Origin of the sequence: Paenibacillus sp. 598K (genome assembly GCF_003851045.1) — a bacterium.
Classification (GTDB): domain Bacteria; phylum Bacillota; class Bacilli; order Paenibacillales; family Paenibacillaceae; genus Paenibacillus_D.
Genome location: NZ_BFBX01000065.1, coordinates 22,148 through 47,548, shown reverse-complemented (window position 1 = coordinate 47,548; position 25,401 = coordinate 22,148). Strand labels below are relative to the sequence as shown.

Sequence of the window (25,401 nt, the reverse complement as noted above, 5' to 3'; positions counted from 1 at the left end):
CGTAACTTCCGGTGCTCACGTAGCTCCACTAAGCGTATGCTTCCGAAGTCGTTTTCTGCGAAAACGTGTACCGCTCCTCATTTCCTCCTGCCTTCAACCTTCTCGGCGCTGAAAAGCGAACTTTTTGAACTTTCATTTTTATGTAGAGCCAATTCAAAAACCTTGCTTTTAATCACGAAGTGACACATCTCTTCTATTTTATCAAGAAAACAAGCGTTTGTCTGCTGCTCCTGCAACAATAGGGAAGGTCCGCTGCGCGGACCTTCCGCTTGCTTGCTATCGTTCGAGCTACAGCAGATCGGTGGCCAGCTGCGCGAGCTTGGAGCGCTCGCCCTTCTCCAGTGTAATATGGCCGCTTAGTCCCTCTTGCTTGAATCGCTCCATGATGTACGTCAGGCCATTGCTCACCGCATCGAGATACGGATGGTCGATCTGCTCGGGATCGCCCATCAGGATGATCTTGCTGCCCTCGCCGACGCGCGAGACGATCGTCTTGACCTCGTGCTTGGACAGGTTCTGCGCCTCGTCGATGATGATGAATTGGCCCGGTATCGAGCGCCCGCGGATGTAGGTGAGCGCCTCAACCTGTATGCTGCCCAGTCCCATGAGGATTTTGTCGATGTCGCCGGCCTTTTTCGTATCGAAAAGATACTCCAGGTTATCGTAGATCGGCTGCATCCACGGCCGCAGCTTCTCGTCCTTCTCACCAGGCAGGTAGCCGATATCCTTGCCCATCGGCACAACGGGTCTGGCGATCAGCAGCTTTTTATACTTATGCTCATCCTCCACCTTGAGCAGGCCGGCCGCCAGCGCGAGCAGCGTCTTGCCAGTACCCGCCTTGCCGCTGAGCGTGACGAGCGGGATCTCGTCATTGAGCAACAGCTCCAGCGCCATCCGTTGTTGTGCGTTGCGCGCGGTGATTCCCCATACCGGATCATTGCTCAGGAACAGCGGCTCCAGTCTGGCTCCGTCCTGCGACACCTTGAGCAACGCCGATTTCGATGTGCCCATCTCGTCGCGCAGGATGACGAACTCGTTGGGATGCAGCTTGGTTCTGATCTGCAAGGCGCTCACCGACAGGAACCGATACGAGTAAAACTCGTCGATGACCGCCGGATGCACATGGATCGTTAAGTTGCCGCTATAGATATCCGAAGCCTCTACCGTCTGATCCGACAGATAATCCTGTGCTTCCAGTCCGAGCACGTCGGCTTTGATACGGACGAGGACATCTTTGCTGACGATGACGACATGCCTCGGCGCTGCACTCTCGCTTCCGGCTTCCTTATCCTTCTCCTCCAGCGCATAATTCAGCGCGACCGCCAGGATCCGATTGTCGTTGGACATGTCGCCGAACATCTCCTGGACACGGACAAAGCTGCGATGGTTCAGCTCGACCTTCAGTACGCCCCCTTGCTCCAGCCGGATGCCTTCATGAAGATGCCCCTGCTCCCGCAAGCCGTCCAGCAGACGGGAGACAGACCTGGCATTGCGTCCCAGCTCATCGGCGAGCCGTTTCTTGGAGTCGATCTCCTCGAGGACAACTGCCGGGATGATCACTTCATTATCTTCGAAAGCAAAGATCGCTTGGGGATCATGCAGCAGTACGTTTGTATCGAGCACGAATATTTTTTTCATCTTGTAACCCTCCTGGCGTAGATAGTTGAGCGGGAAACGCATCGATCGACCGGCTCTCTGCAGTCGTACATAGCTTCGATCCGCTCAGGACAGACTAGGCATGGGAATTGCCAAATCCATGCAAGTAGAAAGGTTGATCGAGAGATGAGAAAGCAGCTCCTGTATATGTCTATTCTGAGTCTGGTGGTGCTGACAGCCGGATGCGGCACAGCCCAACGGGAAGAGACATCACCCTCTCCTGAGAATAATCAACAGCTGCAATTACAGCAGAGTATGCCCGAAAATGCCAACGGTCATCAAACGGGCTCGCGGACCGAATATCTCGAAGCGTTGGCCATGAGCGTGCCGGGCGTGGAATCCGCGCATTGCGTCCTGCTCGGCAATACAGCCATCGTCGGAGTCAACGTCAGCGCCGAAGAGGAACGGTCCAGAGTCGGCATGATCAAGTACTCCGTCGCCGAAGCGCTCCGCAAGGACCCGGAGGGCGCAGGCGCCCTCGTCACCGCCGATATCGATCTGACGGCCCGTCTGCGAGAGATGGGGGCGGATCTGCGAGCCGGCAGGCCAGTGGCCGGCTTCGCCGAGGAGCTCGCCGACATCATCGGACGCATCATCCCGCAGCTGCCGATGGATGTGATGCCAGCCGAAGACGCCGAGGACGTCGAGGACGTCGAGGAGACACCTTCCGACAACGTTCGGGAGACCCCGTCTTCCTCCGAGCCGCGTTAGCGGCATTCGTCAATACGCCCCAATAATCAGCAAAAGCCTAGCGGCAGGCCGCTAGGCTTTTCTCATCGCTTCAAAAACTTGTCCGTCGAGCTTGTCGGCGGCGCGCTGGTCATAAGTCTTCTCGCACTCCGGCATGGACGCAAGCCGGGATCCGGCATACATCGCATGACGCCAGGAATCGATCTCGATGTCGAAACAGGAGATGTCAAAAGGTACGTCCGCGAGCGGAGTCGCTACAGGCAATGCACGCCCATGGATGGCAACTACGCCTCCCGCAACAAATACGGTGACGCAAACCTCGGCATGCGCCTGCAGGTTGGCGGAGAGACTCGAGCGGCTGTCGATAGCAAACCGCAGCTTGTCTCGAGAAGGCGCGTAAATCCAGGAGATGGCATTCGATGTCGGACAGCCTGATGCAGCGTCCGCCGTATGAAGCAAAACGAAGGATTGCTGTTGCAGATGCGCGAAGAGCTCGTCATTCAGACTCGTCATCGTTTGGGTCATCGCAGGGCCTCCCTTGCTCTCCATGGTTGTTGCCAGTTACTTAGACTTATTATAGCATATGCGCCTGACATCTCCAACGGTCATTCCGCCAATTTGGCCTGGAGCGCAGCGCTGACCGCTTCGCGCGAGCCGGAATTGACATGAACGTATGGTGACCGCCAGGTCCCCTCAAGCGCTACAGATTGAATGCCGGAGCTGCTGATCGAGTAATAGGTCGTGCCGAGGTTCTCGATCTCCTTCCAGTGCATATCCGATTTGATATTGTCCCCTACCGCGTCCAGGACGCTGGCAATCTTGGTTACGCCGCTGAAGGACAGCATCCGGTCAGCGATCGCTCCGATCACCTGGGTTTGACGGGCGTTGCGCTCCATGTCGTTGGATTGACGCGTGCCGTCATTCGATTGACGGTAACGGACATAATCAAGCGCGTTTTTGCCGTCCAAGCGTTGCGGCCCGGCTTTGAGATTAATATTGGTGCCATCGGCATTGTCAACGTAGCGCATGTCCATGTCCACATCGACGTCGATACCGCCGAGCGCGTCGACCACGTCGGAGAAGCCGTCGAAGTTGATAATAATCGTATAGTCGATCGGCACATCGAAGTACCGGCTGAACAGCAGCTTCGTCTCGCTGCGCGCTTCCGCTTGCGCTTCCTTGGCACTCATTCCTTTATCCCGCGCCTGCTGGTAGAAGTTCGCATAATACGCATTGGCCTTGCGGCTCTTGTAGCCGTCGAGCTCGATTCGCGTATCGCGCGGGATCGAAGCGATCGTCGACGTCTTGTTGTTCGGGTTGAGCGCCGCCACCTTGATCACGTCGGTATTAAGCCCGCCGCCCTTGGCCCGCGAGTCCAGCCCGAGGATGAGGAAGGTCGTCGGCTTGACCTTGACCGATTGCTCGGGAGCGACCTCAGGCACCGTCTCGTCCCCGATCGCCTGCAGCGTCCCCTTGGTCTGCGTAACCAGCCAGCCAAGGTAGCCTGCAGCCCCCAGCATCAGGATGAGCAGGCCCACCATGATACGGATTCCCCAGCGGGCTTTTTTCTTCTTCTTCGGGGGCGGCGCGGCCGGCGTCCGCCGCCGTCGCGGCGCCATCCCCGCCGCGTTAGGATCTCTTGTATAGCTGCTCATAGCTTCACCTGTTCTCCGTTGTTTTGGGCTCCGGCTTGGAGGAGCCGCCATTTGGCGCCGTGTCCCCCCCGGTATTCCCTTTCCACTTGTCGTAGAATTGACGAGCTCTCAGCAGCATCATCATGAGCACCGCCACCGCCATGCACTGGATGATCGGCAGCTTGTCGATCTGCAGCACGAGCAACACGAGCGATCCGAAGGCCATCAACAGATGGACCAGGATTTCCTTGATGATCGGCATGCGTTTTTTTTGGATGCGGAACACTTTGTTGAAAATATAGATCGTGCATCCCAGAATGAGCACGTAAGAGACGAGCGGATGGTTGCTTAGCCAATCCTGCACCGTCGATCCCTCCCTTGCTTAGACCCCAGATTGCGACATTTTGCGATGCTTTTCCGCCCGCTCCCGCTCGTTTTTGTTGAGCAGCTTTTTGCGCAGCCGTATCGACTTGGGCGTAACCTCGCAATATTCGTCGTCGTTCAGATACTCAAGCGCCTGCTCGAGCGAGAACAGTACTGGCGTCTTCATTTTGACCGTGTCGTCCTTGGTAGCAGAACGAACGTTGGTCAGTTGTTTTTCTTTGCACAGGTTGACGATGATGTCATTGTCCCGATTATGCTCGCCGACGATCATCCCCTCATACACTTCCGTACCCGGCTCCAGGAACAGGATCCCGCGATCCTCGACCGACAGCATGCCATAGAATGTCGTCGTGCCTTGCTCGCTTGCGACCAGGACGCCTTGACGGCGGCCGCCGACGCCCGTGCCAGCCAACGGACCGTAGCTGTCGAACGCATGATTCATAATGCCGTAACCTCGGGTGAGTGTCAGGAAGTAGGTGCGGTAGCCAATCAGGCCGCGTGCCGGGATGATGAACTCCAGTCGGACCTGGCCCGTGCCGTTGTTGATCATGTTGACCATCTCGGCCTTGCGGGCGCCCAGGCTCTCCATAACCGAGCCGGTGCTCTCCTCCGGCACATCGATCAGCAGACGTTCGTAAGGCTCCATATGGACGCCGTCGATCTCCCGGGTGATGACCTCAGGCTTCGATACTTGCAGCTCGAATCCTTCGCGACGCATGTTCTCGATGAGGATGCCCAGATGAAGCTCGCCGCGACCGGCCACGATGAAGGCGTCCGGGCTGTCCGTCTCATGGACGCGGAGCGCCACATCGGTCTCGATCTCCTTCATGAGACGTTCGCGCAGCTTGCGGGAAGTGATCCATTTGCCCTCTCGACCGGCAAACGGACTGTTGTTAACGAGGAAGGTCATCTGCAGGGTCGGCTCGTCAATCGTGAGCACCGGCAGCGCCTCAGGGTTGGCAGGATCGGCGATCGTCTCACCGATGTTGATATCCTTGATGCCGGCGATTGCGACGATGTCGCCTGCGCCCGCTTCGGCGATCTCGATACGCTTCAGGCCCTGGAAGCCAAACAGCTTCTCGATGCGGGCTTGCTTGACGCTGCCCTCGCGTCCCATGACCGCGACGGTCTGGCCTTGGCGGATGACGCCACGATTGACACGGCCAACAGCGATACGACCGAGGTATTCGTTGTAGTCCATCAGCGTCACGAGGAATTGCAGCGGCAGCTCCACGTCCTCTGTCGGCGAAGGGATATGACCGACGATCATCTCGTAGAGCGCCTGCATATTCTCGTCCTGCTGGTCTGGATTATTGCTGGAGGTGCCCATCAGCGCAGACGCATAGACGACAGGGAAGTCCAGTTGCTCGTCGCTTGCGCCCAGCTCGATGAACAGATCGAGCACCTCGTCCACTACTTCGGCGGGACGCGCGTTCGGCCGGTCGATTTTGTTCAGGACGACGATTGGCGTCAGATTTTGCTCCAGCGCTTTGCGCAGGACGAACTTGGTCTGCGGCATACAGCCCTCGAAGGCATCGACAACCAGCAGCACGCCATCGACCATTTTCATGATCCGCTCTACCTCGCCGCCAAAGTCGGCATGGCCTGGCGTATCCACGATATTGATCAAATATTCCTTGTAGTTAATGGCCGTATTTTTGGCCAAAATCGTAATTCCGCGCTCACGCTCCAGGTCGTTGGAATCCATCGCCCGCTCCTGTACCTGTTCGTGGTCGCGAAAGGTACCGGATTGCTGCAGCAATTTGTCTACCAGCGTAGTCTTGCCGTGGTCGACGTGGGCAATGATTGCGATGTTGCGCAGATGTTCTCTCGAATGCATGGTTGTTTTAATCCCTTCTGATTCTAAAATTTGGTCCGCTTGCCCATCAGCTGTCGTCCAAAGACGATCCACGCGCCTCCCAAGATAAGGAGGGCTGCGAGCAGGTAGATGCCCCAGCTCCAGAGCATAATTGCGGTAAAGCAGCTTGCGGCAACGATCGCCAGCGCCATCGCAGCGATCATCGGGCCGCGAGGACGCGGCATCTCAAACAAATGGAACTCGTAAAGGCCGACGGCAATGCCGAAGATGAAAAACGGCCAGATATACTGGAGATTCTCCCAGCCAAACAGCGTGCAGTACAGGAAAACGAGCGAATAAACCGTCAAAATTCCACCCGGAATAAGGATGGCAGCCGGCAAGATTCGACCGAAATACAAGACATGCATCAAGATGCCGGGGATCAGCAAAAACAGCGGCCAAAATATGGTCCCGAGAAAGCTGAATATACCCCATTTTCCAAGCAAAATAATAGCGCCGGCAATCAGCATCAGAACGCCGACGGTATATTGATTTTTGGACATCCGGTCTCCCCCGTTTCTTGCACCGCCAACCGTATCCCATGACGAAAGACGACACGCTTTTACCTCTAGTGTAATAGAAGTGAAAGGAAAAAACCAGTGCGTACGAAAAATAGCCTAAATTAGCGGGGGAAGATTCAGATACGACGCCATAGCAAGGCGAGCGATATGACGAACGGGATCGAGATGAGCGGAATCGCCTGCAGCGCGGTCTCGGAGCCATGAAACAGCAAGCGGTCGAGGCCCGGGTCATGGACCAGCATCTTGCCTGCGGCATAACCGAGCAGTCCCGCTCCCAGATAGACGAGCGACGGCAGTCGGCGCAAGGCGCCGCTCAAGAGCTGGCTGCCCCAGATGATGATAGGAATGCTGAGCGCGATGCCCAGCAGGATGAGCAGCGCCTCGCCCTCGGCGACCGCAGCGATCGCCAGCACATTGTCGAGACTCATGACGAAATCCGCCGCTACGATCGTCCAGACAGCTCCCGCCAGCGTGGCGGACACCTGTCCCTGGCGCTCGCCGCCATGCTCCGTGCCGAGGAGCAGTTGTACCGCTATAATGAACAGCAGGATTGCGCCGGCGGCCTGCAGATAAGGGATCTGCAACAGGCTGATCGCGACCAGTGTCATCGCACAGCGCAAGCCAATCGCGCAAAACGTCCCCCACAAAATCGCCCGCTTGCGCTCCCGCGCAGGCAGATGCTGACTGGCCATGGCGATGACAAGCGCGTTGTCCCCGCTCAGCAACAAGTTGATAAACATAATCTGTACAAAAATGATTAGGCTCTCCATGGACTCGCCCCCTCACATTTATGTATGTGAGGGAGAGGCTGGATATGTCCAAGCCGTCAGAACATTTCGGAAGATGCGTCCTAAGAGGTCAGAACCATGCCTCCTCGCTGGCCGAAGCCAGTCGCACCGCATGATCAGGCGTAAGCACCATCGTCTCCGTCGCGGCGACCGCTTCCTCCACCAGCCGATCGTAATCGGTCACGAAGCTCTCTACCTTTTCGACCACCCGCAGATTGGGATTGGTGCTCGGCGATCTCGGCACGAATAAGGTGCAGCAATCTTCATACGGCAGAATCGACACATCGTAGGTGCCGATCGCCTGGGCCCGATCGATAATCTCCTGCTTGTCCATCATAACGAGCGGGCGCAGCAGCGGCAGGGTTGTAACCTGGCCGATCACATGCATGCTGCCCAAGGTCTGGCTCGCCACTTGACCAAGGCTGTCGCCTGTGACGATCGCCAATGCGCCATGCTGCCGAGCCAGTTGATCGGAGATCCGCAGCATGGCCCGGCGCATCATGGTGATGATGAGCGGATCCTGCTTCATCTGGGCGAACGAAGTCTGCAGCTCGGTGAACGGCACCAGGTGCAGACGCAGCCGCCCGCCGGCGAAGCCGGACAGCCGGCTCGCCAATGCGATCACCTTGTCCCTCGCCTGCTCGCTCGTATACGGATAGCTGTAGAAGTGGACCGCTTCGACCTCCAGCCCCCGTCGCATCGCATGCCAGCCCGCCACCGGACTGTCGATGCCGCCAGAGAGCAGCAGCATCGCCTTGCCGTTGGTGCCGTAAGGGAATCCTCCGGCCGTCCGGATCGTCTCGCAGTAGACCAATGCCGCTTCCTGCTGGATCTCGACCCGCAGCTCCAGATCCGGGGAGTGAACGTCTACCTTCAGCTGCGGGTGGAGACGGAGCACGTATCCGCCCACCAGATGGTTCATCTCCTGCGAAGTATGGGGGAAGGCTTTCCACACCCGGCGCACGCTCGTCTTGAACGTCTGCTCCTTCGTGCGCTGGGCCGCGATCACGGTCGCGCCCGCCTCTCGTATCGCTTCAAGCTCGGGCTGCGTCGACAAGGCCGGACTGATCGAGACGATCCCGAACACGTCGCGCAGCCGCTCGATGACTTCTTCATGCGCCTGGCCGTTCAGCACGACATAGATTCGCCCAAACACGCAGCGAGCCTCCAGGTTCGGGAATCCTTTGACCGCTTGGGAGACATGCTCCATCATGCGCTTTTCGAAGCGGCTTCTGTTTTTTCCTTTTAACGTGAATTCGCCAAACCGCAAAATTAATATGTCATATGTCATTCTACTCTTCCTTCCTCCAACTGCTGCAGACGGGCAACCGCCCGCTCCAGCGCGTCTGCCAGCCGATCGATGTCCGACTCGGTGTGTTCGTCGCCAAAGCTGATGCGGATGCCGCTCTCGGCAAGCTGCCGCTCCAGGCGCATCGCCAGCAGCACCCGGCTCGGCTGTCCCGACTTGGAAGAGCACGCCGATTGGGTCGAGACGAGGAAGCCGTCCTGCTCGAGCAGATGTACGATGACCTCCGGCTTCAGGGACGGGCAACAGAGATGCACGATGTGCGGCGCTCCATCGACCTTGGTCAGCACGATGCCCTGCGCGCCCGCCAATCGTCCGCGCAGCCGCTCGCCCAGCCGACCCATTCGATGCGCCCGCTCCGCCTGGCTCTCGACGGCGAGCCGCACCGCCTTGACCGACGTCACGATGCCGGCTGTATTGGCCGTGCCCGCCCGTCTCCCGGCTTCGTGGCTGCCCCCGAACAGCAGCGGCTGCAGACGCACCCCTTCGCGAACATACAGGACGCCTGTGCCTTTGGGACCGCGCAGCTTGTGGGGCGACAGCGTGAGCAGGTCGATGCGCCAGGGGCGCAGCATGATCGGCAGCTTGCCCACGCTCTGCACGGCATCGACGTGGAAGAGCACGCGCGGATGCTCGGCCAGCACGGCTGCCAGCTCGGAGAGCGGCTGCACCGCTCCCGTCTCATTGTTGACATGCATCAGACTGACAAGCGTCGTATCTTCTCGGATCGACTGAGCGAGCGCCTGTGGATCGATGCGCCCTTGCCGGTCGACGGGTAGCCAGCTCACCTCGTAGCCCTCGCGTTCCAACTGCCGGAACGCCTCGTAGACGCTCGCATGCTCGGTCGGGCTCGTGATCAGATGACGGCCCCGATGCTGCATGGCACGGGCTGCGCCGAAGATCGCCAGATTGTTGCTCTCGGTGCCGCTCGAGGTGAACACCCACTCGGCCGGACTGACGCCGAATACGCCTGCCAGCACCTCGCGAGCCCGGGCGATCAGCCGTTCCGCCTCGATACCGGCCCGGTGCAGAGAGGAAGGATTGGCATAATGTCTCGTCATAATCTCGCTCATCGTGCGCACTACATCCTCATGAGGGGGAGTGGAAGCGCAATGGTCAAAATATAGCATTCGTCCCGCCTCCTTTCGAAAAATAAAGGAAGGACCACGTCAACACGCTATGGCCCGTCGATGGCTCAAGCGCAGTCGTGATCCTTGCGATGCATCCGTCGACGGCTCACCTGCTCGCGCCGCGCAGACGTAAGTTCCTTACTTGTACTGACGCAGGGCGTCGGCTACCTTCTCTACATAGCGCTGTGTCTCATTGGGCAAGGTGTTGCGCTTGGCCGTCAGCTCGGCATCAGAGCCGATACCGAGCCGGTCGACTCGCCCGGGACCGGCATTGTAGGCAGCCAGCGCGACGCTCAGCTGACCGTCGTACTTGCGCAGCAGATGCGCGAGATACTTAGTCCCGCCATCGATATTCTGCCGGGGATCAAAGGAATCGGTCACGCCAAGGCCGCGCGCCGTACCGTCCATGAGCTGCATCAGTCCCTTGGCCCCAGCGGAAGACTCGGCATCGGGTCTGAATCCGGATTCGGTCTGGATAACCGCCTTGACGAGAGACGGATCGACGCCATGCCGGGCAGCTGCCTCCTGGATCAATGTCTCGTAGGGCGCAACGCTCCCTGCTCCGGCGTCCGCTCCGCCTGTCTGCCACGTCTCTGCCAACGCTGCGCTCGCCGGCAGCAAGCCGGTCATCGCGCCGACATAGCGATCGGGCGGCGCAGCCAGATAACCCTCGAGCGTCGCCGGCCGATAGGCGGAGTCGCCCAGTACCTCAGGCTGTTCCTCCGTCAGCTGCTGGAGCAGCGTGTCGAATAAGCTGTCGACCGTTGAGGCTGTGGATGTCTGCCCTTGCAGCCCAATCCGCTGCGACCATTGCATCTGCAGGATCGTCTTCATCGTCCGGGGATCGATCGCCATCGTCATTGCTATTGCCTCCTGACCGTTTCCCTTTGTTCAGGTATACGAACATTTATAGGTGCTTTTATTGTACACGTTTTGGCAACGGCAGGCTAGTCCCAATATAGCAAGGGCTGTTCGCGGCTTGCAGCGCCGGAACAGCCCTAGGCTCTTACGATAAAGTGTAGTAATACAGAGGCAGCAGCGCAAGATACGCCGCCAGCGCGACCAGACCGATCCCGACCGCCCAGGCGCCCAGCCTCTTGCTGCCTTGTCGGTAAGCGAACCAGCCGAGCAGCGCAGCTGTCGCGCCCATCAGCACCGGCCACAAAAACCATGACGCTACGGCAAAGGCTAGCGCGACCCAGCCAATCACCCGACCTGCGGTCGCATCCGCCCTGTCCATCTCCCCGCTGTGCACGGTAGAGACGACGTCGGCGCTCAGCTCGGCGGAGAGCTCGGCTTCTTGCTTTTCTCGTTTGGCCTGGGCCCGCCGACGTTTTTTGGGCAAGACGTCTTTGGCCCAGCCGTCCTCATCTCGCTCGTCTCTCATGACTGCCTCACTCCTTTGGCTTAAAGGTGTGGCAGCAGGTGACCGACGAGTCCTTGGCATGGTCCTGATGATCCGCGCCCAGCTCGCCGTGAGCAAATTCAGTATCGAGCGGCTGATGCGCATGCTTGTCGATGTCGATCATAATTTGATCGGCATTGCAGTTGTTGCCCTGCCCCCAAAAGGTGCAATTGGACACGCTGCACTTTACGCCATCCGGCATAACAATCACCCCCAATAACAAGTTGCCCGTTACATGGGGGTGTTATGCTGATAAATAGTGGCTGGATAAGGTTACTTCTGACGTTGCATTCGAACGTTCGTCATGTAGTCGGTCTCGTAGTAACCAAGGTCGTCGCGCAGCTCCTCGAACACCTTGGAGTGGACCAACACGATGTCGCGCGCCGGCGCGACTGGCTTGAAGATGAAGCGAATCGCTTCACGACCGGTATAAGCATAACGTCCGTCTTCGGAATAGCCTTCGTTTTTAGGATAGAAGTACGCATTCACGCACTGATGGTACACCTCATAGAGCACTCGCTCCGCTGCTTCGGTGTCGAAGTTGGGCCGACGCAGCAGCGCGCCGAGCTTCTCGTAGGTCACTTCGCAAAAGACGAGCAGATGGCGAAGGTCGGACAGCAAGCCTTTATAAAAAGCTGTTTGATCCTCGCTGTCCAGCTCGGTTAGCTGAGGTACAGCATATTGATTCAGGAAATCTTCCAGTTGGCTAATAGCCGTTTTTAATTTTTCATGAGTGGATTCGCATAATTGTTTCGCATTTGAGGCTGGCATGAGTTGATAGTCCCCTTTCATCTTTCCACCAAGAAAACATTTTTACATCCAATCAACATGGTACCACAAATTGCTGGGGAGTGGTACTGTCGTTTGCGGACGGGCGGCGTATATTTTGTCCTCTGCTTCCTTACCCTAAGCCTACTCAATACACTCTACAGGAGGTTGACTACCATGCGCCGTCGCCGTTATCTCGGCTGGCTCGCCCTCTTGCCAGCGCTGGCTATGCTAATGCTGCTGGTCCCGTTGCTCACGCGCACCTCTGCTCCCCCCGCCCGCGACCAGGCTGTGCAGGAGGAGGCAAGGCTCAAGCAGTACACCGTCGCCCGGGATGTGCGGGCGACCGAGCAGCTGTCCAAGACGGATATCTCACGCGAGCTGCGCGCCTTACTCGCAGCCTCTCCTCCCGCTGACCAGAGGGAACGGCAGCTGCGACAGCTGCTGAAGAGCCATCCCCATGTCGCCAGGCTCGACTGGCTGTCCCCGGGAGAGCCTCAGCCCGTCGCTACGGCCGGCAAGCTCACATCCGAGGTCGCCGACCAGCTATCGGGGGCAATCGGGCTAGCCCGGCTCAAGCTCGCTGTCGGCGAGCCTTATGACTCCGGCAATCTGAAGCGAGGCGGCGGCGATTATACGGTGCTCGCCGTCCCGTCGACAGAGCAACGAGGCGGCGGTCTGGTCGGCATCCTCGAGCATCGGATCCTCGGCGATGTCGAGCGTCATCAGCGCCGCAACATGCGTCTGATCCCCTATCCGTCCGAGGGCCGCTACCGCACCGAATCGGTCGAGCCGAATACGACGCGCGACGTCACGGTCACCGACGGCGAAGGCAATGGCGATGTCAGTCATTATCATATCAACGAAGTCGTCGTACGCTTCCGCGAACAGCCGGATGCCTCCAGCCTTGAACGGATGCGGCGCGAGGTCGGAGCTATCGATGTGCGCAGACTAGGCTACACATTCGTCTTCCGTTCGCAGAGCATGAGCACGGAGGCGTTGATGGCTTACTTCGAGGGCAAGTGGGATCCTGTCTATGTGGAGCCTCATTACTTGTATATAACCAATCAGGCGACGATTCAAAAACACTCTCCCAAGCTGTCCGCTGTCGATGAGACCGAGCAAACGACGCTCAAGCCGATCATCCCGAATGACGCGTTGTATTCCGATTATCAGTGGAATCTGACCCGCATCGGTACAGAGAAGGGGTGGAATCTGTCGCGAGGCGGCGAGGACGTCGTCGTCGCAGTGCTCGACACTGGCGTCCAGCAGGATCATCCCGATCTCCGCGATCAGCTGACGACCGGCTACAATGTAATTGACGGCAGCTCTGTCGCCGAGGACGATGTCGGACACGGCACGCATGTCGCCGGCATCATCGGCGCCTCCGTCAACAATAACGAGGGCGTCGCCGGCATCTCCTGGTTCAACCGGATCATGCCCGTCAAAGTGCTCGACAGCTCCGGCGCAGGCACGACATACTCGGTCGCCGAAGGCATCATCTGGGCGGCCGACAACGGGGCCAAGGTGATCAATATGAGTCTGGGCAACTACGCTTCCGCCGAGTTCCTCCATGATGCAATCCGTTATGCGTACGACCGCGATGTCGTATTAATCGCTGCCAGCGGCAACGACAACACCTCGCGTCCGGGATATCCCGCGGCCTATCCCGAGGTATTCGCGGTTGCGGCCACCGACGCCAACGGCGCCCGTGCTTCCTTCTCCAACTATGGCGATTACATCGACGTCGCCGCGCCGGGTGACGGCATCGCCAGCACCTATCCCGGCAGCCAATATGCGGCCTTGTCCGGCACCTCGATGGCCAGTCCTCATGTAGCTGGGCTGGCAGCGCTGATTCGTACCAAAAATCCGCTGCTCACCAACGAGGAAGTGATGGACATCATGCGCCAGACGGCTACCGACCTCGGCAAGCGCGGTAAGGACGACGAGTTTGGCTACGGTCAGATTAACGTCGCCGGCGCGCTTCAGGTGGCCAGCGGCGGCACCTACGAGCCTCTCCAGGAGGAGCAGCCGCTGGATACGATGGGGCAGCTGATCGATTTCCTAGCCCGGCTGCTGCGCCCGCAAGGCCGCTCATAAGCCGACGTCAACAGGCTCTGTGTCCGAAACGGACCCAGAGCCTGATTCATGACGAAGGGCTGTCTCCCGATCATAATCGATCGCGGGACAGCCCTTTACTCGCTGTGCGCTAGGCACAACGCATCGTATGCGTAATTCGTGACGGAAAGTCTGCCGTAAGCCGGGTTCTGTGCTTCTGGTGGTGCAGACGGGAACGACCCTCCCACGATGAAGCGACAATCATCTATCTAGACGAATCATTGCTGATCCGTTCAAGCGACCAACCCGAATGCACTCCGGTGCCAGAGCTGCGTTGCCGCCGCATTCTCTTCGGTCTTGCTCCAGATGGGGTTTACCAGCCGCTATGTCGCCATAGCCGCTCGTGGTCTCTTACACCACGGTTCCACCCTTGCCTGTGCCGGCTGAGCCGGCCATCGGCGGTCCGTTTCTGTGGCACTATCCTTCGGCTCGCGCCGACTGGACGTTATCCAGCATCCTGCCCTGTGGAGCCCGGACTTTCCTCTCGCAGCGCGCGGCTGCCAGCGATTGTCTGTCAGACTTTCCGGTGCATCTAGTAGTATACTAGGAATCGCGACAAATATCTAGCGCCCGTCTCCAGCAAATTTTTGCGCCAAGCGGCTGAATTAAAGGAAACGGAAAATCTCAGTGTCAATGGCAGAGGCGACGACCTCGGTAGCGCTCTTCTGTTCTGCCAGGCGCGCCGCCAGCCACTCTGCGACCCGCGGCTTCATCAGCTTCTCGATATTGTGCCCGGGATCGATCAAGAACAGCCCGTCGGCCAACGCATCATGGGCGGTATGATAATCGATGTCGCCCGTCACGAGCACATCGGCCCCCTTGAAGAGCGCATGCCTCACATAGCGACCGCCTGAGCCGCCGAGCACGGCGACCTTGGACACCTCGGCCGACGGATCGCCGACGATCCGCACCGCAGGCACCTCGAACGCCTGCTTGACTCGCTCTGCCAGCTCTCCCAGCGTCGTCGGCGCCGGCAGCCGACCTACTCTGCCGAGCCCCAGTGAAGGCCCCTTCTGATCGAGCAAATACAGATCGTACGCGACCTCTTCATAGGGATGGCTTTTGATCATCGCCTGCACGACACGCCGCTTGAGCTGCCCGGCGACGATCGTCTCGATCTTCACCTCACGCACCTGTTCGAGACGGCCCTGGGTGCCGATATGGGGCTGTGTGCCGGCCCCGGGGAGGAATGTCCCTGTCCCCTCGGAGTTGAAGCTGCAGCAGCTATACTCGCCAATTGCGCCTCCGCCAGCTCTCCAGATCGCCTCCCTTACCTGTTCCTGATGATCCTCAGGCACGAACACGACCAGCTTGTACAGGTCCTCCGTATAGACGTCCTCCAGCGATTCGCGTCCCTCCAGCTCGAGCAGCTCCGCCATCCATTCGTTGATGCCTGGGGCGGCCACGTCCAGATTGGTATGCGAGATATAGACGGCGATATCATGCTTGATCAGCTTCTCGTACAGCTGGCCCGCTGGAGTCGATGTATCGAGCTTGGCCAGCGGACGGAAAATAATCGCATGATGCGCGATGATCAGATCCGCGCCGAGCGCGATCGCCTCCTCCACGACGGCATCGGTAACGTCGAGGGCGACCAGCACTTTGCGAATCTCCTTTTGCAGCGTGCCGAGCTGCAGTCCGATCTTATCGCCCTCAACGGCGTACCGTTTGGGGGCGAGACGCTCCATCAGTCCGATGACCGTCTGTCCGTGTGCGTACATAAGAGCACCTCCCTGATTTCTTCCATCTCCCGCTCCAGCGCCGCTCGCCTGCTGCGGGCCGACTCCAGCTCGGAAGCCGCCATCTGCTGCGAGATGCGCTCCATCTTGCGAAGCTCCAGCTCCCATTTTTTTCGCCAGACAGGACCGCCCTCCAGGAGCAGATACGGGCCCATCTGAAGCAATCGTTCGTCGCTAACCCGGCCATCGCCCAGCGCTGCGAATCGCTCGGCGGCATAGGCGTCGTCCACTGACGGTCCGGATGCCGAATAAGCATTCAGCACCTCGTAGATTTTGCCGTCCTCCTCGACGATCCGCTCGCCAGCCAACTGCCAGCCGTGCTCGCGCAGCCACCGCCTTACAGCATCCTCGCCGATATTGGGCTGCAGCACGAGCTGCCGGACGCCACTCAGCTTGCCCTGTAAGCGCCCCGCCTCGAGGATGTCGCGGATCAGTGCCCCTCCCATACCGGCGATCGTGATCGCATCGACCTCGCCGGCTGCGATGACGGCCAGACCATTACCCTGACGGACCTGAATCTTGGCTTGCAGCCCCGCATCGCGGACGCCGCGCTGAGCCGCAGCGAGTGGTCCTGCTGTCAGCTCGCCTGCCACCGCCTCCACGGCGATGCCGCGCTGCAGGAGATAGACCGGCAGCAGCGCATGATCCGAGCCGATGTCGGCGACCCGGCTGCCGGGCAGCAACTGCTCGGCGATGCATTGCAATCTTTTCGACAATATAATCATTAGGCTACCCACGCAATCCATTTTTTTCGTAACACAAACAATAGTATTCCCGCCATCGCCAGCTTGGCTAGCAGCTGCAGCTGAAGCAAGGCCGCGTCGTCGGTCAGCATGGCATGGTAGAGCTCCGGCATAAACCAGAGCAGCAACGCCGTGACGAAGAGAATCGAGGAGGCCTTCTTGCTCAGACGCTGCACGAGCCAGCTCCCCCAAGCGAACAGTACCGCCAACGGCACCCAATACAGCTGGATATCATACCAAGCCGGCTGCTCTGTCATCCGGTGCAGCAGCAGGGCATAGACCATCATAGCGGCTGCCCATCCACACAGATGAAGCAGCGGGATCGAAGCCAGAAGGCCAAAGACGATCCAAAACAAAGCGCACCCCGCCAGGAAAATCGCCAGCCATGTCCAAGAGCCGTCCGAATGGGCATGCAGCAAATACAGCCCTGCGCCGAGCATGATCACCGTACCTGCGGCGATCCAGGCCATCCCCTCCGACTCCCGACCCATTCGCCGTCGGCGCTGACCAAGCGTCAACAGGAACAAAACGGCCAATGAAGCAATCGGGATTTGCAATAGCAGGGGGAAATCGCTAAAATAAAGAAAAATCATACAAATCAAGGAGATCATTGCTATTGCTTTAACCCATTGGCCCCCTCGGGAACGATTGACGATCGCCGCCGTTTTGCCGGCAAGCGACGTCGGCGCCCGTTCGGCGGCGTCATCGAGGTACAAATTCAACAAAAAATCGCAATACTGATCGGGCAGTAATTTGCTTTGCTGCCAATGCTCGATTTCCTTGACGATCGTTTTGCGTCGCTCCTGGTCCATTCGCTTATTCGTTCCCTTCGGGGATAGTGAAGAAAAAAAGACCTTGCTGCAACGGCTGCAGAAAGGTCCCAATGCTTACTCGAGGAAATCCTTAAGTCGTTTGCTGCGGCTCGGATGGCGGAGCTTCCGAAGCGCCTTGGCCTCGATCTGCCGGATTCTCTCACGGGTCACGCCAAATACCTTGCCGACTTCCTCCAAGGTGCGGGTCCGTCCGTCATCAAGTCCGAAGCGCAACCGCAGCACATTCTCCTCGCGCTCCGTCAACGTATCGAGCACATCCTCCAGCTGTTCCTTGAGCAGCTCGTAGGCAGCGGCATCCGCAGGCGCCAATGCTTCCTGATCCTCGATAAAGTCGCCGAGATGGGAGTCGTCCTCCTCGCCGATCGGCGTCTCCAGCGACACCGGCTCCTGGGCGATCTTCATAATCTCCCGGACCTTGTCCGTGCTCAGATCCATCTCTGCTGCGATCTCCTCAGGCGTCGGTTCGCGCCCCAGCTCCTGTAGGAGCTGACGGGAGACGCGAATCAGCTTATTGATCGTCTCCACCATATGAACCGGGATCCGGATCGTCCGCGCTTGGTCGGCGATCGCCCGCGTGATCGCTTGGCGGATCCACCACGTGGCGTAGGTACTGAATTTGAACCCTTTGTCGTGATCGAATTTCTCGACCGCCTTGATCAGGCCCATGTTGCCTTCCTGGATCAAGTCCAGGAACAGCATCCCCCGCCCTACATAACGCTTGGCGATGCTGACGACGAGTCGCAGATTGGCTTCTGCAAGCCGACGCTTGGCTTCTTCATCGCCTTTCTCGATCCGCTTGGCCAGCTCTACCTCATCATCGGCAGAGAGCAGGGGCACGCGGCCGATCTCTTTCAGATACATCCGGACCGGGTCATTGATCTTAATGCCGGGAGGAAGCGCCAGATCATCGTCGAAGCTGAAATCGTCGTGCTCCCCGTGGTCTTCTCGGGCTCCAAGCGGCAGCTCTTCCTCTCGCTCATTGGTAACTTCGATACCGAGGTCGTCGAGCTGCTCGAAGAACTCGTCGATTTGTTCCGGATCCTGATCGAAGGGGGCCAGCTTCTCCATAATTTCTTTGTATGACAAAGCCGATCTTTTTTTACCCTGCTCGATCAGTTGGTCCTTGACCAGCTCCAGCTTCTGCTCTGTTTCTAGTTCAGTATGTTGATCATTCGCCATATTCCGACTCCCTCCTCCCTAGAAACGTTCATCCAAAACCATCTTTGAGCTGTCTTTCTAGGGCACTAATCTCAATCAAAATTTGTGCTGCCAGAACGGGCTCGCCTGCTCGTTCGGCACGCACCCATTCCTCTTTGCGTTGTTGCAGATCCCTGCGCCTGCTCTCTTGCTGTATGACTTGGATATACGCCTCCATCAGCTCCGGACCAAACGGCGAATAGTCGTCGTCGGTCATGAGGATGGAGCTGGCCGTACGCTCCAGCCGGTCGTCCTGCAGCGTGCTCATGAATCGGCTGACGTCCGGTCCGTTGCCTTGCGCATAGTAAGCATATAAGTAAGCAGCCAGCGCTGCGTGATCCTCCACGATAAAAGCATCGCCCAGGCGGTCGTACACCATGCCCGCCACTTCGCCGTCCTGCAGCATTGCGTACAGCAGATGCCGCTCCGCTTTGTGATAAGCCGGCAGCACGCTTTTCGTGCGGCTTGATCGCGGTTTTTCATTCATACCATTATTCCACGGATTTTCGTTATTATCCCCGCCGGGGCGGTTTTTTTGGCGCTGCAGCTGGATTTGATTGCATTGATGCTTCAGTGTATCGAGCGAAAATCCGAATTCCGTGGCCAACTCCTTCAGATAAAACTCCTTCTCGACCGCCGATTCCAGCTCGGCAATATGACTTACCGCTGCCATGACGTAATTTTTGCGACCCTCTTCTTCTAGCAGTATATGGTTTTTCCGCAAAGATAGTAGTCTAAATTTCGTCTTGGACACAGGCTGGGACAATATCTCCCGGACGAAGCTGTCCGCCCCCTTCGCCGCGATATAATCATCAGGATCCATCCCTTGCGGCAGCATGGCAACACTTGCCTTCATGCCCGCCTTTTCAAACATTGGCAATGTCTTCAGGGCAGCCGACTGACCTGCAGAATCGCCATCGTAGCAGATGATCGCTTCGTTGACGTTGCGCCTGATAAGCTCGACATGCTCCTCCGTGAGCGCCGTGCCCATCGTGGCGACGCCGTTGTGCACGCCGGCGCTCCACGCTTTGATGACATCCATATAGCCCTCGAAGAGCACGATTCGTCCAGACTTGCGTATGTCGGCTCGCGCAGCGTGAAAGTGGTACAGGCTCCTGCTCTTATGGAAGAGCGACGTCTCGGGCGAGTTGAGATACTTCGGCTGTGCGTCGCCTATGCTTCTCCCAGCGAACCCGATCACCTTGCCTTGCCGATCCCAGAGCGGGAACATGATCCGGTCCCGGAACCGATCGACATACCCGCTGCCATCTTGCTTGCCGGACAGCAGGCCGGCCTTCTCCATCAACGGCAGGTCGTAATCGCGCTTCTGCAGGAAGCCGACCAGCGTATCCCAACGCGCCGGCGCATAACCGATCATGAACTGATCGATCAGCTTGTCGGTCAGTCCGCGATTGCGAAGATAGGCCATTGCCGACTGGCCGAATTCCGAGTTTTTCAGCAGGTAGTTGTATACCTTGGCCGCATACTCATGCGCCGCCACCATCGTATCGCGCTCCCGCTGCTGCTCCGTCGGCTGGGCGGCGGTCTGCGTCCAGCTGACTGCAAGTCCCGCATCCTCGGCCATCGCGGTGACCGCTTCGGGGAAGGAATAGCCTTCCATCTCCGCTACGAACTTGATGACGTCGCCGCCTTGGCCGCAGCCATAACAATAGAAGATTTGCTTTTCAGGCGTTACGGTAAACGACGGCGTCTTCTCGGAATGAAACGGACAGAGGCCTTTCATATATTTTCCTTGTTTGGAGAGATGAACGTACTTGCCTACCGTTTCCACAATATCGTGATGTCGAAGCACTTCCTGGATGACTGATTCTGGAATTTTGCCGTAAGACACTTGATCACCTTCATCCTTGTAACACGTAGATAACTATTCGCTACGACTACTTGATCTCCTGCCGCATTTGCAAAACTTTTGTCAGCTTTTGTTGAAATCGCAACCGATCCTCTCCGGACATTGCACGCGGTCCCTTCGATCTGCCGCCGCCGCGCCGGATTTTGGCTTGTTCGTGACGGCGCTCCATCAGGAAATCAATCGTCGCGTCATCGTAGCGTTGGCCGCGATTCGACAACACCGTCGCGCCTTTGGCCAGCGTAATCGTCGCCAGTCCAAAGTCCTGGGTGATCACGATATCGCCCTTGCGGACATGATTGGCGATATAGAGATCGACCGACTGGCTGCTCCGGTCGACCTGGACGACCCGCACCCCTTCCTCGGCCTGCAGCCGATGGTCGTAGGAGGCGACCAGCAGCACCGGCACGCCGAAGCGTCTCGCCGTCTCAGCGATCTCAGGCTTGACGGGGCAAGCATCGGCATCGACAACAATCGTCGGACCTGTGTAATCGATAGGACATCACCGCAATTCTCGTAAACTTCCGTAGTATAATATACGCTGTAAGCAAAGAAAATCCTGCCTAATATTCGCCCGAATTACGGATTTCCTACTTTTTTTCGTCGAAAATGAACGAATGCAATCAATTTCGGATATGTTCGAGGATGAGGCTGGCTGTTTCTTCGACGGCGCGGTGCGACACATCGATCACCTTGCAGCCGATGCGCTGCATAATCTCCTCCGCATATTGCAGCTCGCGCTCGATCCGGTCCGTCGTCGCATAAGAGGCGCTGTCCGGCAGTCCAAGTGCCTTCAGCCGCTCCTTGCGGATGACATTGAGATAATGCGTGCCGATGGTCAGGCCGATGACCTTTTCCGACGGCAGAGCGAACAGCTCGTCCGGCGGCTTGATCTCGGGCACCAGCGGCACGTTGGCGACCTTAAATTTTTTGTGCGCCAGATACATCGAGAGCGGCGTCTTGGACGTGCGCGACACCCCGATCAGGACAATGTCGGCCTTGCGGACGCCGCTTGTATCCTTGGCATCGTCGTATTTGACGGCGAACTCCACCGCCTCCACCTTGCGGAAGTAATCCTCGTCGAGCACATGGTTCAGACCGGGCTCATTGCGAGAGCTGCGGCCGATCCGCTGCTCCATGCTGGTGATGAGCGAGCCGAGCAGATCGATGGCGACAACGCCGTAATCCTCGCACAGCCGGGCGATATACTGCCGCAGCTGCGGGATGACGAGCGTGTACAGGACGATCGCCTGATTTTGTTTGGCCAGCTTGACCATGCGCTCCACGGCAGACTCGTCCTGGATAAAGGATGCCCGACGAATCTCCGAGTTGACAGGATGGAACTGGGCGATCGCCGCCCGGACGACCAACTCGCCGGTATCGCCGGCCGAATCGGATACGACATAAATAATGACGTCGGGATTTTTGTGGAATACGGTCAGCGGATCCAGCGTCATGGTCAACACCTCCAGAATCTCAGCTTATGGTATAGACAGGCGGGGAGCCCCGCCTACCAGACCAATTTGGAAAAGTCGGCGATCGGCCGGATGGCGGCCGCCATCTCCGCCAACAGTCCGAGCCGATTGGCCCGCACTGCCGGGTCCTCGGCCATGACCATCACCTGGTCGAAATATGCCGTAATCGGCTCGCGCAGCGCAGCCAGACGGCTGATCGCCTCGGCGGCGTCGCCGGCGGCCAGCGCTGCGGCCAGTTGCGGGCGCGCCTGCTGCCAGTGCGCGTAGAGCTCGCGCTCGACATCCTCTGCGAACAGCGCCGGGTCGGTGCCGGCCTGCTCTGCCTTAGCCGCCAGATTGCCGACGCGATTGATCGCATCGACCGCCAGCTTGAAGCTGTCCTTCTGCTCGCCGCTCGCCGCTGCGAACAGCGCCGATGCTCGCTCGACCGTCATCCGCAGATTGTCGAAGCCAGCCGCCATTACTGCGTCGATCACATCGTAGCGGATGCCGTGCTCGCTGAGCAGATTTTTGACACGGAGCGCGAAGAACTCGCTCAGCTCGCCGCGCACCTCGGCGCGATCGCGCGTCATGCCGCGCGCTCCGTGTACGTCAAGCGCCAGATCGAACAGGTCGCCGAGCTGCAACTCGAAGCCATGCGCGATCAGCGTCTGGACGACGCCCGCCGCCTGTCTGCGCAGCGCATAAGGGTCCTGCGAGCCGGTCGGGATGATGCCGATCGAGAAGCAGCCGACGATCGTATCGATCTTGTCGGCCAGCGAGACGATCGCACCCGGCACCGAGGCCGGCGCTTGCTCGCCTGCGAAGCGCGGCTGATAATGCTCGAACACGGCGCGGGCGACCGCTTCGCTCTCGCCAGCCTTGCGAGCATAGTCCTCGCCCATGATGCCTTGCAGCTCCGGGAACTCGTAGACCATCTGCGTCACCAGGTCGAACTTGGCGATCGCGGCCGCCCGGTCGATGGCGGCCGCCGTCTCGCCGTCCAGTCCGAGCCGCTCGTGCAGTCTGCGCGCCACCTCGCGGATGCGGCCGACCTTCTCGGTCATCGTACCCAACTCCTCGTGGTAGACGATCGACTCGAGCTTCGCCAGCGCCGCCTCGATCGACAGCTTCTGGTCCTCCGCATAGAAGAACTTCGCATCCGACAAGCGGGCGCGCAGCACCTTCTCATTGCCGCGAGCGACCTGCTCGATCGAGGTCGCGTCGCCGTTGCGCACCGTCACGAAGTGCGGCAGCAGCTCGCCCTGCTCGTTCATGACCGGGAAGTAGCGCTGATGCTCTCGCATCGAAGTAATCAAGACCTCCTGCGGGATCTCCAGGAAGGACGGATCAAAGCTGCCGTATAACGCCGTCGGGTATTCGACCAGGAAGACGATCTCTTCGAGCAGATCCTCCTTCACCGCGATATGCCAGCCGCGCTCGGCGCTCATCGCCTCGATCTGGGCAAGGATCAGCTCCTCGCGCTCGCGCACGTCTACGATGACCTGCTGCTCACGGAGCCGCTCCACATAGTTCTCGGCACTGTCGATGACCGCTGTCTCGCCGAGGAAGCGATGCCCCTTTGACGTATTGCCGCTAGACACGCCGGCGATCTCGAGCGCCAGGATCTCCGAGCCGAGCAAGGCCGTCAACCAGCGGATCGGCCGGACGAAGCGCAGCTCCTGCGTGCCCCAGCGCATGTTTTTGGGGAACGTCATGGCGACGATTTGCTGACGCAGCCCCTCCGGCAGCACATCCACCGTATTCGTGCCGAGACTGCTCTTGTTCGCATAGACATACTCCACGCCTTGCAATTCCTTCATGAACAGCTGCTCCGGCTCCACGCCCTGGCTGCGGGCGAAGCCAAGCGCCGCCTTGCTCCAGTTGCCCTCGGCATCGATCGCAATCTTGCGCGAGGGACCCTTGACCTCCTCGTGGATGTCGGTCTGCTTGTCGGCGACATCGGCGATCAGCAGCGCCAGCCGTCTAGGCGTCGCATAGGCTCGCACCTCGCCATGGCCGATGCGCGCTTCGCCGAGCCACTTGACCACGCGCTCCTGCAGTTGATTCATAGCGCCGCGCACGAAGCGGGCTGGCACCTCTTCAAGTCCGATCTCCAGCAGCAAATGGTTACTCATGCGCGCTCGCCTCCTTTTTCAGCAGCGGGAAGCCAAGCTTCTCGCGTTCCTCCAGATATGTCGCCGCGCATTGCCGCGCCAGGTTGCGCACGCGGGTGATGTAGCCGGTCCGCTCCGTGACGCTGATCGCGCCGCGAGCATCGAGCAGGTTGAACGTATGGGAGCATTTCAGGACATAATCGTAAGCCGGGAAGACCAGATCGGCCTCCATTGCCCGTCTCGCTTCCTCCTCATACTTGGCGAACAGCGAGAACAGCATGGCCGCGTCAGCCAGCTCGAACGTATATTTGGAGTGCTCGTACTCAGGCTGCTTGAAGACGTCGCCATAGGTGACGCCATTGACCCACTCGAGATCGAACACATTTTCCTTGTCCTGAATATAAGAGGCAAGACGCTCCATGCCATACGTAATCTCGACGGCTACCGGTACCGCGTCGATGCCGCCGACCTGCTGGAAGTAGGTGAACTGCGTGATCTCCATGCCGTCCAGCCATACTTCCCAGCCCAGCCCCCATGCGCCCAGCGTCGGCGACTCCCAGTTGTCCTCGACGAAGCGGATGTCATGATGGCGCGGGTCGATGCCGAGCTGACGGAGGCTCTCCAGATACAGCTCCTGAATATCGTCCGGCGAAGGCTTCAGGATGACCTGGAACTGATGGTGCTGATACAGCCGGTTCGGGTTCTCGCCATAACGGCCGTCAGCCGGTCGCCGCGAAGGCTCGACATAAGCGACGTTCCATGGCTCGGGTCCGATCGAGCGCAGGAACGTCATCGGATTCATCGTGCCGGCCCCCTTCTCTACATCGTATGGCTGCATGAGGAGACAATTTTGTCCCGCCCAAAACTGCTGCAGCGTAAGGATCATGCCTTGAACATTCATCCTAGCTCACTCCTACTCGTCATAGTTCCAGAGCGTATCGCGGGACGCAAAAAATCCCGCCTCTACGTCTGCCGAAGACGTAGGGACGGGAGTCTCTCCCGCGGTTCCACCCTACTTGACCCGCCTCTTGCGGCGAATCCTCTTTCATGTGTTGCTCGCACTCCGGAGCGCCCTTCGCTGATCTGTCTCCACCAGGCTCCCACCGCCCCTGGCTCGCTGTATGAGGTCAAGATCACTTACTCTCTCCATCATCATCCGATCAGAGAGCGGCCCATGGACCGTTCCCTATCAT

24 protein-coding genes and 1 other RNA gene are annotated in these 25,401 nt (G+C 58.8%); 2 read left to right on the top strand and 23 right to left on the bottom strand.

Features of this window, described 5'->3' with window-relative positions; genetic code table 11:
- Positions 1 to 288 precede the first annotated feature (288 nt).
- Positions 289 to 1,638: a PhoH family protein gene (locus PA598K_RS18780; protein WP_128658433.1), complete on the bottom strand. Its 1,350-nt coding sequence runs from the start codon at positions 1,636 to 1,638 to the stop codon at positions 289 to 291.
- Positions 1,639 to 1,782: 144 nt separating this feature from the next.
- On the opposite strand from PA598K_RS18780, the gene PA598K_RS18775 reads away from it, so the two are divergent.
- Entirely contained in the window at positions 1,783 to 2,367 is a 585-nt protein-coding gene (locus tag PA598K_RS18775; protein ID WP_128658432.1) for a YhcN/YlaJ family sporulation lipoprotein, read from the top strand.
- Between the two features lie 51 nt (positions 2,368 to 2,418).
- Here the strand turns inward: PA598K_RS18775 and PA598K_RS18770 are convergent, their stop codons facing one another.
- The 12 genes from PA598K_RS18770 to PA598K_RS18715 form a co-directional block, all read right to left on the bottom strand.
- Entirely contained in the window at positions 2,419 to 2,871 is a 453-nt protein-coding gene (locus PA598K_RS18770; protein WP_128658431.1) for a pyridoxamine 5'-phosphate oxidase family protein, read from the bottom strand.
- A gap of 80 nt (positions 2,872 to 2,951) precedes the next feature.
- Entirely contained in the window at positions 2,952 to 4,001 is a 1,050-nt protein-coding gene (locus tag PA598K_RS18765; RefSeq protein ID WP_260405489.1) for an LCP family protein, read from the bottom strand.
- Positions 4,002 to 4,005: 4 nt separating this feature from the next.
- Complete coding sequence (locus PA598K_RS18760) at positions 4,006 to 4,344, bottom strand: YlaH-like family protein (protein WP_128658430.1); 339 nt, start codon at positions 4,342 to 4,344, stop codon at positions 4,006 to 4,008.
- Positions 4,345 to 4,362: 18 nt separating this feature from the next.
- Entirely contained in the window at positions 4,363 to 6,204 is a 1,842-nt protein-coding gene (gene typA / locus PA598K_RS18755) for a translational GTPase TypA (protein WP_128658429.1), read from the bottom strand.
- Between the two features lie 23 nt (positions 6,205 to 6,227).
- The gene (locus tag PA598K_RS18750; RefSeq protein ID WP_128658428.1) at positions 6,228 to 6,725 is read right to left on the bottom strand and encodes a hypothetical protein; all 498 of its coding nucleotides are present in this window, start codon (positions 6,723 to 6,725) and stop codon (positions 6,228 to 6,230) included.
- Between the two features lie 134 nt (positions 6,726 to 6,859).
- A complete protein-coding gene (locus tag PA598K_RS18745) occupies positions 6,860 to 7,513 on the bottom strand; it encodes a TerC family protein (protein ID WP_128658427.1) in 654 nt (217 codons plus the stop codon).
- 88 nt (positions 7,514 to 7,601) lie between these two features.
- Positions 7,602 to 8,822 (bottom strand): tRNA uracil 4-sulfurtransferase ThiI, encoded by a 1,221-nt coding sequence (gene thiI / locus PA598K_RS18740; RefSeq protein WP_128658426.1) that lies wholly within the window; start codon positions 8,820 to 8,822, stop codon positions 7,602 to 7,604.
- Entirely contained in the window at positions 8,819 to 9,967 is a 1,149-nt protein-coding gene (locus PA598K_RS18735; protein WP_128658425.1) for a cysteine desulfurase family protein, read from the bottom strand. The genes thiI and PA598K_RS18735 overlap by 4 nt, the downstream gene beginning before the upstream one ends.
- Positions 9,968 to 10,105: 138 nt before the next feature.
- Positions 10,106 to 10,828, bottom strand: a complete 723-nt coding sequence (locus PA598K_RS38790; RefSeq protein ID WP_305780110.1) for a lytic transglycosylase domain-containing protein — start codon at positions 10,826 to 10,828, stop codon at positions 10,106 to 10,108.
- Positions 10,829 to 10,973: 145 nt separating this feature from the next.
- The gene (locus tag PA598K_RS18725) at positions 10,974 to 11,354 is read right to left on the bottom strand and encodes a hypothetical protein (RefSeq protein WP_128658424.1); all 381 of its coding nucleotides are present in this window, start codon (positions 11,352 to 11,354) and stop codon (positions 10,974 to 10,976) included.
- A gap of 7 nt (positions 11,355 to 11,361) precedes the next feature.
- Positions 11,362 to 11,574 (bottom strand): DUF1540 domain-containing protein, encoded by a 213-nt coding sequence (locus PA598K_RS18720; protein WP_128658423.1) that lies wholly within the window; start codon positions 11,572 to 11,574, stop codon positions 11,362 to 11,364.
- Positions 11,575 to 11,645: 71 nt separating this feature from the next.
- Positions 11,646 to 12,143: a YpuI family protein gene (locus PA598K_RS18715; RefSeq protein WP_128658422.1), complete on the bottom strand. Its 498-nt coding sequence runs from the start codon at positions 12,141 to 12,143 to the stop codon at positions 11,646 to 11,648.
- Positions 12,144 to 12,317: 174 nt separating this feature from the next.
- Between PA598K_RS18715 and PA598K_RS18710 the strand changes: the two genes are divergently transcribed.
- Positions 12,318 to 14,240 (top strand): S8 family peptidase, encoded by a 1,923-nt coding sequence (locus tag PA598K_RS18710; RefSeq protein ID WP_128658421.1) that lies wholly within the window; start codon positions 12,318 to 12,320, stop codon positions 14,238 to 14,240.
- 141 nt (positions 14,241 to 14,381) lie between these two features.
- On the opposite strand, the gene rnpB is transcribed toward PA598K_RS18710, so the two are convergent.
- The 10 genes from rnpB to glyQ form a co-directional block, all read right to left on the bottom strand.
- An RNA gene (rnpB, locus tag PA598K_RS18705) (RNase P RNA component class A) lies at positions 14,382 to 14,781 on the bottom strand.
- Between the two features lie 82 nt (positions 14,782 to 14,863).
- Positions 14,864 to 15,979 (bottom strand): Nif3-like dinuclear metal center hexameric protein, encoded by a 1,116-nt coding sequence (locus tag PA598K_RS18700; protein WP_128658420.1) that lies wholly within the window; start codon positions 15,977 to 15,979, stop codon positions 14,864 to 14,866.
- Positions 15,946 to 16,722: a tRNA (adenine(22)-N(1))-methyltransferase gene (locus PA598K_RS18695; protein ID WP_128658419.1), complete on the bottom strand. Its 777-nt coding sequence runs from the start codon at positions 16,720 to 16,722 to the stop codon at positions 15,946 to 15,948. Before PA598K_RS18695 ends, PA598K_RS18700 begins: the two co-directional genes overlap by 34 nt.
- Positions 16,722 to 17,552: a hypothetical protein gene (locus PA598K_RS18690; protein ID WP_128658418.1), complete on the bottom strand. Its 831-nt coding sequence runs from the start codon at positions 17,550 to 17,552 to the stop codon at positions 16,722 to 16,724. Before PA598K_RS18690 ends, PA598K_RS18695 begins: the two co-directional genes overlap by 1 nt.
- Before the next feature lie 75 nt (positions 17,553 to 17,627).
- Positions 17,628 to 18,752 (bottom strand): RNA polymerase sigma factor RpoD, encoded by a 1,125-nt coding sequence (gene rpoD, locus PA598K_RS18685; protein WP_128658417.1) that lies wholly within the window; start codon positions 18,750 to 18,752, stop codon positions 17,628 to 17,630.
- A gap of 28 nt (positions 18,753 to 18,780) precedes the next feature.
- Positions 18,781 to 20,622 (bottom strand): DNA primase, encoded by a 1,842-nt coding sequence (dnaG, locus tag PA598K_RS18680; protein ID WP_128658416.1) that lies wholly within the window; start codon positions 20,620 to 20,622, stop codon positions 18,781 to 18,783.
- 46 nt (positions 20,623 to 20,668) lie between these two features.
- On the bottom strand, positions 20,669 to 21,133 hold the full coding sequence (locus tag PA598K_RS18675; RefSeq protein WP_185602096.1) for a YaiI/YqxD family protein: 465 nt from the start codon (positions 21,131 to 21,133) through the stop codon (positions 20,669 to 20,671).
- A gap of 127 nt (positions 21,134 to 21,260) precedes the next feature.
- Positions 21,261 to 22,094, bottom strand: a complete 834-nt coding sequence (locus tag PA598K_RS18670; protein WP_128658414.1) for a pyruvate, water dikinase regulatory protein — start codon at positions 22,092 to 22,094, stop codon at positions 21,261 to 21,263.
- A 53-nt stretch (positions 22,095 to 22,147) separates the two neighbouring features.
- On the bottom strand, positions 22,148 to 24,229 hold the full coding sequence (gene glyS / locus PA598K_RS18665) for a glycine--tRNA ligase subunit beta (RefSeq protein ID WP_128658413.1): 2,082 nt from the start codon (positions 24,227 to 24,229) through the stop codon (positions 22,148 to 22,150).
- Positions 24,222 to 25,109: a glycine--tRNA ligase subunit alpha gene (glyQ, locus tag PA598K_RS18660; RefSeq protein ID WP_128658412.1), complete on the bottom strand. Its 888-nt coding sequence runs from the start codon at positions 25,107 to 25,109 to the stop codon at positions 24,222 to 24,224. Before glyQ ends, glyS begins: the two co-directional genes overlap by 8 nt.
- Positions 25,110 to 25,401 lie beyond the last annotated feature (292 nt).

Excerpts from the sequence above, each read along its gene's own strand:
- PA598K_RS18765 (WP_260405489.1), bottom strand. The coding sequence starts at position 4,001 with ATGAGCAGCTATACAAGAGATCCTAACGCGGCGGGGATGGCGCCGCGA.
- PA598K_RS18700 (WP_128658420.1), bottom strand. The coding sequence starts at position 15,979 with ATGTACGCACACGGACAGACGGTCATCGGACTGATGGAGCGTCTCGCC.
- PA598K_RS18710 (WP_128658421.1), top strand. The coding sequence starts at position 12,318 with ATGCGCCGTCGCCGTTATCTCGGCTGGCTCGCCCTCTTGCCAGCGCTG.
- PA598K_RS18720 (WP_128658423.1), bottom strand. The coding sequence starts at position 11,574 with ATGCCGGATGGCGTAAAGTGCAGCGTGTCCAATTGCACCTTTTGGGGG.
- PA598K_RS18745 (WP_128658427.1), bottom strand. The coding sequence starts at position 7,513 with ATGGAGAGCCTAATCATTTTTGTACAGATTATGTTTATCAACTTGTTG.
- glyQ (WP_128658412.1), bottom strand. The coding sequence starts at position 25,109 with ATGAATGTTCAAGGCATGATCCTTACGCTGCAGCAGTTTTGGGCGGGA.
- PA598K_RS18690 (WP_128658418.1), bottom strand. The coding sequence starts at position 17,552 with ATGGACCAGGAGCGACGCAAAACGATCGTCAAGGAAATCGAGCATTGG.
- PA598K_RS18715 (WP_128658422.1), bottom strand. The coding sequence starts at position 12,143 with ATGCCAGCCTCAAATGCGAAACAATTATGCGAATCCACTCATGAAAAA.
- rpoD (WP_128658417.1), bottom strand. The coding sequence starts at position 18,752 with ATGGCGAATGATCAACATACTGAACTAGAAACAGAGCAGAAGCTGGAG.
- PA598K_RS18670 (WP_128658414.1), bottom strand. The coding sequence starts at position 22,094 with ATGACGCTGGATCCGCTGACCGTATTCCACAAAAATCCCGACGTCATT.
- PA598K_RS18750 (WP_128658428.1), bottom strand. The coding sequence starts at position 6,725 with ATGTCCAAAAATCAATATACCGTCGGCGTTCTGATGCTGATTGCCGGC.
- thiI (WP_128658426.1), bottom strand. The coding sequence starts at position 8,822 with ATGACATATGACATATTAATTTTGCGGTTTGGCGAATTCACGTTAAAA.
- PA598K_RS18735 (WP_128658425.1), bottom strand. The coding sequence starts at position 9,967 with ATGCTATATTTTGACCATTGCGCTTCCACTCCCCCTCATGAGGATGTA.
- PA598K_RS18725 (WP_128658424.1), bottom strand. The coding sequence starts at position 11,354 with ATGAGAGACGAGCGAGATGAGGACGGCTGGGCCAAAGACGTCTTGCCC.
- typA (WP_128658429.1), bottom strand. The coding sequence starts at position 6,204 with ATGCATTCGAGAGAACATCTGCGCAACATCGCAATCATTGCCCACGTC.
- glyS (WP_128658413.1), bottom strand. The coding sequence starts at position 24,229 with ATGAGTAACCATTTGCTGCTGGAGATCGGACTTGAAGAGGTGCCAGCC.
- PA598K_RS18780 (WP_128658433.1), bottom strand. The coding sequence starts at position 1,638 with ATGAAAAAAATATTCGTGCTCGATACAAACGTACTGCTGCATGATCCC.
- PA598K_RS18695 (WP_128658419.1), bottom strand. The coding sequence starts at position 16,722 with ATGATTATATTGTCGAAAAGATTGCAATGCATCGCCGAGCAGTTGCTG.
- PA598K_RS18770 (WP_128658431.1), bottom strand. The coding sequence starts at position 2,871 with ATGACCCAAACGATGACGAGTCTGAATGACGAGCTCTTCGCGCATCTG.
- PA598K_RS18775 (WP_128658432.1), top strand. The coding sequence starts at position 1,783 with ATGAGAAAGCAGCTCCTGTATATGTCTATTCTGAGTCTGGTGGTGCTG.
- PA598K_RS38790 (WP_305780110.1), bottom strand. The coding sequence starts at position 10,828 with ATGACGATGGCGATCGATCCCCGGACGATGAAGACGATCCTGCAGATG.